A 12,103-nucleotide genomic window follows, 5' to 3' on the forward strand; every position below is an offset into this window, starting at 1 on the left:
TTTTACCTCAATTCATCCCTAACTTCCATCAAAGCAAAACCCAAAAGATTCAAACCTTTCCAAGCTTCTGGTTTTAGAATATCTTTATGATCTTCTGCCATTCCGATTCCCCAAATTGGATCGACTGGACTTGCTTCGACAATTACACGTTCTTTAGTATTCAATAAGAAGGTTTTCAAATCAGTATTTTGACTGAATTTGTGAAAGTTTCCTTGTTTTACGATTTCATATCGGTTTTCTAACCAAACCGTATCAACATAATTTTTAACTTCTCTACCTAATTTCTTTGCTTCTGCTGGAGAATCGGCTTCAAGGATTTTTTCTAAAATTTCGTGATCGTTGAATAATTCTGCTTTCTTCGCCATCATCCAGTGTTCTGCGGTTTTGTAAGTTACTTTATCTACTTTAAAAGAACTCAACCACCATTGACTGAAACAGGTTTTAAGAATTTTTCCGTCTTTACTCGGCTGGTGTCCCCAGAAAAATAAAAACTTACTTTCTGGAGCTATGGTATCTATATTGTATTTCATTTTTCTATTTTATTGAAACAAAGAAGTAATGTTTTTGAAATCTTTTGAATCGGGTGAAAATGATCCATAAATTTCATTGAATTCTGCTGTGAGATTTTCAAACTCATAATCTTGCTCTAGCTGATCCATACAAGTTACAACCAAATTTCGTTTTGCCATTGGGCTGTAAGCAGCATCGAGTTTTAGAGCATAATTAAGAAGTTCGTAATTCAAACTTCCAAAGCGTAAATGCTTTTGGTATTCGTTAAAAACACAAGTTTCTTCTTCGTTGTTTTTTAATTTAATTTCTCCTTCATTCGCCATCCAGCCGTGTCCGTGGCGAGTTGAATAACTTCGAGTTACGTAATAAACGGCTACATCTTCAATTTTTAGTTTATTACAAATTTCAATTGCATTTTTTGAAGTGGTATTGGCATAAGTTACATTCGGAAAAACACCATGATCCATATCGAGCAGAATTCCCTGACTGCCTTCAAAAATGAGATTTTCGTATTTTGAAAGGAATGTATAATCAACAATATTCCATTTTATTTTATCGATTGCTTCTAGGTATTTTTCTACTTCTTCGTCGATTTCGCTTTCGTTTAAAAAACCATAATAATAGGCGATTTGGTTTAGTTTTTCTAAAAGCATTTCGCGAGGCGCAATCAAATCGATGGCAAACAATTTATACGGACCTTCATTTCTTTTCATGGTTGAACCAATTCCTTTTCCGCAAGTTCCATTTTCAATGTTTCGCACATTTCCTCTGTTGTGCCAAACGTCAAAAGGAGTTGTGACTTTTGCTAAAGGATGAATGTGCAAGTCCAGATTAGCGTTTTTTTCTTTTAATTCTTCTCTTTCGTTATACAGAAAAAACGGATGAATCGTACAGTGCTCACTGTAATAGGAAGGAAGACCGCGAAGTGCACCGCTTGCAAAACTCGAATGAACGTGTTTTCTATCTTCAATCATAACGGTGTGTGCTGCTTGTTGTCCTCCTGAAAAGCGAATAACTATAGATTCAGGGTTTTGCTTTGCCAGAAAATCTGTTGTTATGCCTTTTCCTTCATCACCAAATCCTAAACCTATAACTATTTTCGCTGTTTTCATTTTTGTTTGATATTATTTTTAACACATAGAATCATAGCTTATTGGAATCTTAAAAAAAGGCGTTTCACTTATTTAAATTCACATCCCGAAGCTTCGGGACTATGTGTTAGAAACTAGTTTCTTTCCATTTGTCTCAAACTCAAAAGAAAAAATCTATGTTTCTATGTGTTTAAAATTTTAAAGCATTTCGATATTGTCTAAACCTGTGTTTGTTGCATCAGATACCGGTATTGTTCCTAAACCAGAACTTTTATGTTTATCGCAAATGATCTTTTTAATTACGTTTGGAATTTCTCTGTGATCTTCGATCGATAAACAGTTTTGTCTCAATAATTCTTTCCATTCAACATCGGCATTTATCGCTTGCCCTGAATGCAGAACACTAATATGATATACATCGTATTTTTTTTGCGCTTCTGCTAATAATTCAAGATGCGTATAAGTCTGTTGTCCTTGACCCATAATTTCTTTAATTGCTGAGGCTGGAAGCGTTTTTAAACCTGGTTCATCACCAACTGTAAACAACAATCCTTTTTGTCCTCTCTTTTCGAAAGCATCTGTTTTGGTGTGAAAAGCCGCAAAATACCACGCTAAAAGGTAACTTTCTCCAGCGTTTCCTCCACCTCCACCTTCAATGTAGGTTCTTGTTAACCACATATCCAATTCTTCGTCACCAGATTCAAACTGACCCACTTGAAGCGGAAATCTGTCGCATTCGTGATCTCCAATTCCTAAGAATAAAAGTGCCGGATCTGGAACGCCTCCTTGAATAATTCCTCCCATTAATTTTGGAAGTCCTTCTTTAATCAATTCGTGTGGAATATGTCCCATACTTCCTGTAACATCCAATCCTAAAATAATCGGAACTGTGTTCGGATGAACATCAGAATCTCTCGCTTCTCTAAAAATCACTCCATTCGGATTCATAGATTCATGAGCCACATGTAATGCGTTCTGTGTAAATATCTCTGCAGCAGATTTGCTAGCGTAACCTACTTTTTTTGCTCTGCTTTCGCGAGCACCGAAATCATATCTTGTACCTCCCATAACTAGAATTTTTTACCAAATAAATATTCAAATCTCTTTTTTGTAACCTCAAACTGGATGTTTAAATTTCTGATTGTCAATGAAAGTTCCATGTCTTTCTGAACAAAGGCTTCCGGCTGAAAATCGGCAAAAGTCAAACTGTTTTTATCCAGCGGACTAATATCAATCAGTCCTTCCTGTTCTCTTTCGAGTCTTTTGATTTTTAATTCGATGTCTTCGACTCTTCTTCTATAAATTAATTCAGAATCTTCACCAATTACTTTGGCTCTGTCTTCTCTAATTTGATCATTGTTTCTTTTTAAAGACTCAATAAATCTTGGTTTTAAATCGTCGCTCATAATTTTTATTGGTTGTTTTTGTTTCAGGTTTTTCTTGTTTCAAGTTTCAAGTTGTGCTGAACTTGAAACTTGGAATTTTAAACTTGAAACGGTTAATAGATTTTCTTTTTTAAGGCTTACAAAACAACTTGAAACCTGAAACTTGAAACATTTTAATGAAACTTCTCCGTTAATTTAAGATCTAAATTGATTAGAAAATCTTTTCCGTACGTGCCGTTTTCTAATTCATCGTATAAAAACTTCGGAAGCGTTTTATCGCAATGCTCTTTTTGACTCAAAATCGCCATACTCAAAGCTGCAACTGTATCGGTATCTCCTCCATAATCTATTCCTGTTTTTAAGCAATCTTGCATAGAATCTGCCTCAGAAACCATTTTGATAACGGCTTGGGTTGTAAAATAACCGTGCATATCAATTGGCGATGTTACTTTATATATTTCTTTTTCTTTTAAAGTATCGTTTACAAAATCGATCAAAGAACTTTTATCTCCTAGTTTATATTTGTAATAATGAACTGCTAAAGCTATTCTTTTAGCACAACTAATTCCTTCTTCTGTTTTGTGAGATGTTTTTGCCTGAATCTCACAAAAATCAAGTATTTGAGGAATATCTTTTAGCAATCCGATTGAGTAAGCTCGCATTGCAGAACCGTTTCCGCTGCTTCTGTTATCAATTATTTTTAGAAAATCAGTTCCGTTTTTACTTGCATCTAATGCATTATAAACTCTATCTGAATAACCTCTCCTTTTATCTCTATGAAAAACCTCAACAAACTTATCGGCTACTTTTACTTCATTCCAATTGTCATCTTCTAACAAAAGTTCTGTTATTGCAATTGCCATTTGTGTATCGTCAGTATATCTTTTATAGATTTCTGTATACATTCCATGTTTGTGATATTGAGTTAAATGATTGTTTTTAATAATATAATCTAACTCCTGAAATTCAAATCCTGCTCCGTAGGCATCACCTATTGCTGCTTCTAGTATCATTTTTTTGGATTTTAAAAATTAAACTAATTGATCTAATCCAATAACCTGAACACTTTCACCTTCAAAATCTTTGAAAGAATTGGTTGTAAAAATTCCGTCAAAGCAATTTAAAACTTCAAAACCTTTATTGAAAATTCCGTGGCTTACTGCTAAGTATAATTTTCCAGCGTTTTTCTTTTTTAGTTCTTCAGCTAATCCTACGAAAGTTCCTCCTCCATCGCAGATGTCATCTACAATTAAACAATCCATTCCTTGCAAATCATCATTGTAAACTTTAAAACCAGATAATTTTCCTGTTTTTACATCACGGCTTTTACTGCATTCTACAACCTCAACACCACCTAAAAACTCAGATACTTTGTAGATTTTTTTCAAAGCGCCTCCGTCTGGAGAAATCAGTTTTACGTTTTCGCCAATTCTATTTAAAACTTCTTTGATAAAAGTATAGTTCGGAATTACAGTACTATTATTCAACAAAGCTGGAGTTACTTCTGAATGCGCATCAAAAACAAAAACTTTGTTCAATTGCATTGCATTAATAATATCAGCATACACTTTTACAGATAATGGTTCACCAGGAATCATAACACGATCTTGTCTTGCAGCAGGAAAATACGGAATGAAAAGATCGATGATTTTAACATCCATTCTTCTTAGCGCATCAACTGTAACACACAACAAACCTAAATCGTTGAATGAATTTAATCGGTGTGTAATCGTAACTTTTCTATTTGGATCAAAATCTGGAGCGATTTTGATGTGTGGTTCTCCTCCTGAGAAAGTAAAACTTTGAAATTTGATTTCTTCCTGATTTTGAAATGGAGCGAATTTTGGGTCGAGATTTAGTATCATAGTTTTTTAGTTTGCGTTAATTATACGCAAATGTAGAATTTAATTTTAAATAAACAATTTATTTTGTGTAAAAATTACGCAAACTTTATTTCGAAGTGAAAGCCTTCATTAATCAATTCATTGTATTTCAACTTATTGAACTTAAATAATTTTGCTGGTCTTCCGCTTCTTATTGGAGAAAAATTGTCGGTTTCTTCTAAAAAACCATAACTCAATATTTTTTTTCTGAAGTTTCTGCGATCAATTTCTTTTTCTAAAATAGTGCAATATAGATTTTCGAGGTCTGAGAATAAAAATTCCTCGGGAAGTAAATCGAAGCCAATTGGTTCGTAAGTCAATTTGGCTTTAAGCCGTTCTATAGCTTTCTTTAAAATCAAATTATGATCGAATGCTAAAGGCGGAATTTCATTAATTTTAAACCATTGTACTCTTTCGGCATCTGTGTCGGCTTTGATTTCTAAGTTTGAAGCATCGACCAAAGCATAATAAGCAACCGAAATAACACGATTTCTGGAATCTCTGTGGATATCATCTCCAAAAGTGTATAGTTGTTCCATAAACGTTAATTGTACATTCGTTTCTTCATGCAATTCACGAATAACAGCATCGCTCAAAGATTCATCATTTTGTACCAAACCTCCAGGCAGCGCCCAATATTTATCTGCAGTACCAAACTTTTGTTCAATCAACAAAGCATACAAACCATTGTTTTTATAACCAAAAACAATCGCATCAACCGCTATTCTAATATTTTGTAACTTTTCCATAATCCTAAATCATATCAAACAAATATAACGAAGAGAGTCAGTTTTATAATCTAATGCGAACACATAAATTATAAAACTGACTCTATTATTTTAATTTTATTTCTTCTAGTTTATCGTAACAGGTCTTTTAATAGTAGATGTACATTCTGATCCACCTGTTTTAATTGTTATTTCGGCAGAAGCATCATAAGTTCCAGCTGCACTGTAGGTATGTGTTACTGTTTCTCCAGTCCCGGTTGTACCGTCTCCAAAGTTCCATTTTACACCAGTTAAAGTTCCACTACCGCTATATGTGGCAGAATAATTCATCAACTTAGGATTAGTGGCATCTGTAGAGTTATGCACTTTTATATAAATTTGCTGTGCAAAACAATCAATGATATCCTCCTCATCTTTTTTACTGCAAGAGTTGCTGGCATAAAATACCAGAGTAAACATTAAAATTGTAGCTATCTTTCTCATAATTGAAAATTTTAGTGGTATATATCCCAAAGATAATTTTTTAGAAAAGGAAAACCGAAACAAACACAAAGAATATTCTTATATTTTCACAATATCTTTTTTATAAGCGATTACCAAAAAACAGTTTTAATTCCCTCGAAATAGTTTCAAAAAAAGAATTCGTATTGTTATTTTTTGAGGTCAGCAAATACACAAATTCTTCTGGGACATGAAAACTATTCCACACCAATTGCAATTTGTCTTCTTTAATAAGATTTCGCGCGTTACAATTCCATGTTACTGCAACTCCTTCGTTTTTAGAAAGCAATCTCAGCATTTCAGATTCTGATGGAATAATATAATTGGGCACCATCGAAGGTCGCTTTTTATTAAAAGCATGCAACCAGAATAATTTTATATGCGGAATTCGGGCATCGTGACTGTACCATTTCTGTTCATTCAGCCATTGTTCAATTTCGGTATAATTGTCTGCTTTTAATTTCTGGCGAAAGTCGGTTATGTCTAAACTTGTCGGAGCAACCATTATGAGTTTGATTTTCCCAACTATCTCATATTTGGTATCGAAAGTTTCATATCCTTTTGTAACGATTGCAAAATCGAGTTTTTTAGAATCGACTAAATCAAAGAGCGTATCGTTTTCTGCAAAAGTAAAATCGATTAATTCAAATTTAGAAATTAAAAGATTGCCAATACAACTGAAAAGGTGCTGTGAAATACCAACCGAAATAAGGCGATTTGCATCTTCAGCTTTTGCTCTAAAACTAGTTTCTACATTTTCAAGCCTTTCCAGCGCGTCTATTATCAAATTATTCAGTAACTTAGCGTATTCGGTCGGCTCTACACCCTTAGATTTCCGATTAAATAATTTATTCCCCACGTGTGCTTCAAGCATTGAAATCTGCTGACTAACCGCAGGCTGACTCATAAATAATTCCTTAGCAGCCACCGAAAAATTACCGTTTTTATAAACTGCTTTAAAAGTTCTGTACCATTCTAGATTTACCATGATATAAATATATTTATATCAAACATAGTTTATTTTATTTTTACTGATATCACATAAGACGTAAATTTGTTCAAAATTTAATATTATGAAGAAAATAGCACTATTCGCAATAACTGCATTTACAGCTGTAAGCATATCTGCTGAGGCTCAAAAATCAAATAAGAAAAGTATGAAAAAGGTATTATTTGTTGTAACCAGCAATGATAAGCTGGGCAATACAGGAGAAAAAACAGGATTCTGGTCAGAAGAATTGGCTGCACCATATTATGAATTATTAGATCAAGGCGTTGAAATTACAATTGCTACTCCGCTTGGAGGACAACCGCCAATTGATCCGAAAAGTGCCGATCCAGCTTCGGCAACTGAAGACACAAAACGTTTTGACGCTGATAAGGTTTTACAAGAAAAATTAAAAAACACTTTAAAACTTTCAACCGTTAATCAAAAAGATTACGACGCTGTATTTTATCCAGGAGGTCACGGTCCGCTTTGGGATTTAGTTGAAGATAGAAACTCAATCGCTTTAATCGAATCTTTTTACACTCATAATAAACCAGTTGCATTTGTATGTCACGCACCTGCTGTTTTGAAAAATGTAAAAGTAAAAGGTGAATATTTAGTAAAAGGCAAAAAAATTACTGGTTTTACAAATGAAGAAGAAGAAGCAGTTGGATTAACAAAAGTGGTTCCGTTCTTATTGGAAGATGCTCTAGCTTCAAACGGAGGAATTTTTTCTAAAGGACCAAACTGGCAGCCATACGCAGTAGCTGACGGACTTTTAATCACAGGTCAAAATCCAGCTTCTTCTAAATTGGTAGCAGGGAAATTGCTACAAGAGTTAAAATAAAAAAAGATACTAAGATTCTGAGTTGCTAAGATTCTAAGTTTTTCTCTTAGGAATTTACAACTCAGAATCTCAAAAGTTAAAAAACAGATAAATTACTGATGCCAAATATCTTAAGAGATTAAGTTCAAAACAAAAAACTTAGAATCTTAGCAACTTAGCATCTCAGAAACTTAAAAAAATGCTAAACTTTGAATTATACAATCCGACAAACTTAGTTTTCGGAAAAGGACAAATTGAGAAACTTTCAACTTTGGTTCCAAAAGGCGCAAAAGTGCTTTTGGCTTATGGTGGTGGAAGTATTTTTAAAAACGGAATTTACGATCAAGTAATCAATAACTTAAAAGGTTTTGAAATTGTAGAATTTGGTGGAATTGAGCCAAACCCAAGATTCGAAACTTTGATGAAAGCGGTTGATGTGATCAAAGCAGAAAAAATCGATTTTATTCTGGCTGTTGGTGGTGGATCTGTAATTGATGGTGTGAAATTTATTTCGGCCGCAGTAAATTTTGATGGAAACCCATTAGACATTCTTCAAAAAAGAATTTTAATTAAAGAAAATGCAATGCCATTTGGAACCGTTTTGACTCTTCCAGCAACGGGAAGTGAAATGAATTCTGGATATGTGGTAACCATTGAAGCGACTCAGGAGAAATTATCTTCTGGCGGAAGCGCTTTATTTCCTCAATTTTCAATTTGTGATCCTACAGTAATTTCGTCTTTACCAAAAAGACAAATCGAAAATGGTGTTGTAGATGCGTACACACACGTTATGGAACAATATTTAACGTATCCAACTGATGCTTTTCTTCAGGATAGAATTGCTGAGGGTGTTCTTCAGACTTTAATCGAAGTTGGTCCTGGAATCGTAGCAAATCCAACCGATTATACTTTGGCTTCTAATTTTATGTGGAGCTGTACAATGGCTTTAAACGGATTAATCCAGAAAGGTGTTCCAAGCGACTGGGCAACGCACATGATTGGTCACGAATTGACAGCACTTTACGAAATTGATCACGCTAGAACTTTGGCGATTATTGGCCCAAGTTTGTACCAAGTAATGTTTGAAACTAAAAAAGGAAAACTGGCACAATACGGAAGAAGAATCTTCAACTTGACAGGTTCTGATGAAGAAGTGGCAAAAGAAGCGATCAACAAAACCGTAGAATTTTTCCATACAATGGGAATGGACACTAAACTTTCTCAATACACAGAAGACTATTCTAACACAGCCGATTTTATCGTAAAACGTTTTGAAGAAAGAGGGTGGAATGGTTTAGGAGAAAAACAATTGGTGACTTTAGATAAAGTAAAATCTATTGTTGAAATGAGTTACTAAAATATAAATTCCAAATTTTAAATATTTCAAATTCCGAGATTAACTAAATTTGGGGATTTAGCTCGGGATTTTGATTTTTTAATTAGAGTTTAAATAAAAAGGCGTTCTTAACAAGTTTAGGAACGCCTTTTCAAAATACTAAAACAAAACTAACTAACTCAATTTTTTTTAAATTCATTAAAATTCTAATTTATAAAGATTTACAACGTACAGTTTTATTTTTTATTGTGTAGTAATAAAAATATTTTTTTTTAGGATTTAAATTGAAATCGTAAAACTGCTTTTTATTTATAGCTTTCATTCATTTTTAGATTCAACATTTCATTTAAATTTTCTATTTCTGTTTTCAAATTTTTCAAATCCACATTCTTTTTTTCTTCCATAAGCTTTCCCTTGTAAAACAGTTTTAAGTCATAAGAATTAGTTTTATCTTTCAGAATCGCCGTTCCAATTTCTGGTTTTTTGTTTTCATTAATTCTTAAACCTGCAATCAGATTTCCTTTGAGTTCATTTCCAAACAACAGTTCAACATCTTTTTCTGAAGAGATTTTTGTTGCAATCAGATTAAAATTTTCTTCAATGGGTTTATTGTGATCTAAATACGAACTAAAGACAGTGCTAAAAATTTCAACACCCCTTCTTTCTCTATCATTTCCTTCTGTTGACTTAAACAACTTGGCTTCGATTGCAGTTGCTGTTTGGTAATACAAAACACTTCCAGATTCTGACGGAATTGTTTCATTAACTTCAACAGATGAACTCGTTACAAGTAGTTTTCCTTCAACACTAAATTTGCCTATGTTTTTATTGTTTGCTTTTTCTAAAACAATTTTTCCTTTTATTTTTTTGCTAAATTCTTCCAATTCAATAGCATTGCCTTTTAATTCAAAATGATATCTATTAAAATAATGCATCGCAAAAACATCAAAATCAAAACTTTTTAGAACACCGTTTTTCCAATTTTTGGTAATAAACTGTTTCTTCAATTTTATGTATTCAGGACCATCAACTATTTTTCCGTCTTTATAAGTCGATTTAATATCATAATTTGGATATTCATATTTTTCGAGATTTTCCAAATAATTATTTGAATACTGATATTTGATCATTCCGTTTTCATAATAATCAACATCATTAAATTCGTTGAAATCTGTTGCAAAATAGCCCGAAAACGGTTTGTCATTTTTATAAATTCCTGTATAAGAATTCTGTTTGTCTGAAGCAATTAAAAAAGATTGATTAACAATTTTTGCTCTTTTTCCGTTTTCAAAATAGATTGTTTTCAGCACATTGCTTTCCGTTTTTTTATCGTATTCACTTCTATAATAAATCTCTTCTGCAATGACTCCTTTTCTATAGATCGTGTTCTTTTTGGCTTCAACAAAATTTCCCTCATAAGGCGCATCATTCTTGTATTCAAGTTTTCCTGTTATTTCTCTATTATCATAAAAAACAGTTTCACCATTTTTAATGTCGTTTGACATAGTATACGTTCTTACAGGATCATCTAAATAGTAATTAAAGATTTTCTGAACGCCATTTTTCTTGTAGTTCGTAACATTAATTAATTCGTTCTGCTCATTTTCGTTTACGATGACAAATGTTCCGTTAAAAGGTTTATTCTCTTTGTAAATCCCTTTTGCAACACTATTTCCTGATTCATCTCTTACAATCGCTTCACCCTCTTTTAAACCATTCACATAATTTTGATTGATGATTAAGTCACTTGCAAATTTCTCATCAAAATTACCTGCAAAAGGCTTTCCGTTTTTATAAATTCGTTTCGCTTTTATCGTTCCGTCAAAATTGTATTCAATTTCATCTCCTTTTATTTCTCCGTCAGAATATTGTACCTTTTTTAAAACATTTCCATTAGGATAATATTGAATTTCCTCTCCAGATTTCATTCCATTTTTATAATTGGTTTTTGATTTTATAGCTATGGCAAAATTATTCTGAAGATAATACGTGTATGTTATTCCATTGACAATATCCTGACCGTAATCTTCTAAATCAAGATCTTTTAAAGTTTGCAACACTTTTCCGGATCGATCGTAATTAATTTGTCGAATAGGACGGAAATTATTGTATTCGGCGTTGTACCAAATTTCCTGAGCAAGTTGTTTCGAGTTGCTCCAGAATATTTTTTTCTTCACTATTTTCTTTGGCAGTTTTTTTTCCGTTTTAGAATTCCCTGCAATAGCATAATCTTCAATCATTACAGGAGCAACTGTTACAGCTTCATTATCTTCAATGATTTCATTATCTGATTCGTTGGTGCGATAATTATCCCATCGGTATACTTCTTCAAAATCCCCTTCTTCTGGTCTTCCTTTTGCATATTTTCCTTTCATCAAAATCGTTCCGTCTTCATGAAAAAGAATCGTTTCTCCCTCTTTTTTGCCGTTTTTATAAGCAACGGTTTTTCTCTTCTCTCCGTTCGGATAATAATAAATTAAAACCGGATTAGTAGTATGATTGTAAAATTGATAAAAAGACTGATCGAATCCGTTTGTATCATACCATACAATATCGCCAGCATAATTTCCTTCGTTATTCTGAAAAGTATATCCTTGAAATTGCGGTTTTTTATTGCTATAAAAATCTTCCAGTAAAACGAGATCATCTAACTTTTTTGATGGCATAATTCGATAATAAGAAGCATTTTCTTTGTTGGTGGTTTTCCACTTTTCATCATAATAAAGTGGCTCCATAATTTGTGAAAAAGAATGAGTTAAAGAAAACAATAAAATAGTTGTTAAAACAAAACGTATCATTTGAAAGAAATTTCTTCAAAAATAAGAATTTTTAATTCATCTGAAATATTTTAAATA

General features: G+C 32.7%; 12 protein-coding genes. 2 read left to right on the forward strand and 10 right to left on the reverse strand.

What is annotated here, in order from left to right:
• Nucleotides 1-2: 2 nt before the first annotated feature.
• From QLQ96_RS03805 to QLQ96_RS03845, 9 genes are all read right to left on the reverse strand, one after another.
• Nucleotides 3-530 carry an NADAR family protein gene (locus QLQ96_RS03805; protein WP_482494809.1) on the reverse strand — a complete coding sequence of 176 codons (528 nt, stop codon included), beginning with the start codon at nt 528-530 and terminating at the stop codon, nt 3-5.
• Nucleotides 531-539: 9 nt separating this feature from the next.
• Nucleotides 540-1,622, reverse strand: a complete 1,083-nt coding sequence (locus QLQ96_RS03810; RefSeq protein ID WP_482494810.1) for an adenylosuccinate synthetase — start codon at nt 1,620-1,622, stop codon at nt 540-542.
• A gap of 177 nt (nt 1,623-1,799) precedes the next feature.
• A complete protein-coding gene (locus QLQ96_RS03815) occupies nt 1,800-2,669 on the reverse strand; it encodes a hypothetical protein (RefSeq protein WP_482494812.1) in 870 nt (289 codons plus the stop codon).
• A 2-nt stretch (nt 2,670-2,671) separates the two neighbouring features.
• Complete coding sequence (locus QLQ96_RS03820) at nt 2,672-3,007, reverse strand: hypothetical protein (RefSeq protein ID WP_144216898.1); 336 nt, start codon at nt 3,005-3,007, stop codon at nt 2,672-2,674.
• A 152-nt stretch (nt 3,008-3,159) separates the two neighbouring features.
• A complete protein-coding gene (locus tag QLQ96_RS03825) occupies nt 3,160-3,999 on the reverse strand; it encodes an ADP-ribosylglycohydrolase family protein (protein WP_482494814.1) in 840 nt (279 codons plus the stop codon).
• Nucleotides 4,000-4,017: 18 nt separating this feature from the next.
• Nucleotides 4,018-4,851 carry a ribose-phosphate diphosphokinase gene (gene prs, locus QLQ96_RS03830; protein ID WP_248728611.1) on the reverse strand — a complete coding sequence of 278 codons (834 nt, stop codon included), beginning with the start codon at nt 4,849-4,851 and terminating at the stop codon, nt 4,018-4,020.
• Between the two features lie 74 nt (nt 4,852-4,925).
• A complete protein-coding gene (locus QLQ96_RS03835) occupies nt 4,926-5,618 on the reverse strand; it encodes an NUDIX hydrolase (protein WP_482494816.1) in 693 nt (230 codons plus the stop codon).
• A gap of 105 nt (nt 5,619-5,723) precedes the next feature.
• Nucleotides 5,724-6,080 carry a PKD domain-containing protein gene (locus tag QLQ96_RS03840; protein ID WP_482494817.1) on the reverse strand — a complete coding sequence of 119 codons (357 nt, stop codon included), beginning with the start codon at nt 6,078-6,080 and terminating at the stop codon, nt 5,724-5,726.
• 100 nt (nt 6,081-6,180) lie between these two features.
• Complete coding sequence (locus QLQ96_RS03845) at nt 6,181-7,086, reverse strand: LysR family transcriptional regulator (RefSeq protein ID WP_482494819.1); 906 nt, start codon at nt 7,084-7,086, stop codon at nt 6,181-6,183.
• Nucleotides 7,087-7,171: 85 nt separating this feature from the next.
• Here QLQ96_RS03845 and QLQ96_RS03850 point away from each other — a divergent pair, with 85 nt between their 5' ends.
• A complete protein-coding gene (locus QLQ96_RS03850) occupies nt 7,172-7,933 on the forward strand; it encodes a type 1 glutamine amidotransferase domain-containing protein (protein ID WP_482494821.1) in 762 nt (253 codons plus the stop codon).
• A gap of 178 nt (nt 7,934-8,111) precedes the next feature.
• Entirely contained in the window at nt 8,112-9,269 is a 1,158-nt protein-coding gene (locus tag QLQ96_RS03855) for an iron-containing alcohol dehydrogenase (protein ID WP_482494823.1), read from the forward strand.
• Between the two features lie 284 nt (nt 9,270-9,553).
• Here the strand turns inward: QLQ96_RS03855 and QLQ96_RS03860 are convergent, their stop codons facing one another.
• Entirely contained in the window at nt 9,554-11,983 is a 2,430-nt protein-coding gene (locus QLQ96_RS03860) for a toxin-antitoxin system YwqK family antitoxin (RefSeq protein ID WP_482494825.1), read from the reverse strand.
• Nucleotides 11,984-12,103: the final 120 nt, after the last annotated feature.

The sequence above is a fragment of the Flavobacterium sp. B167r genome, assembly GCF_056824315.1.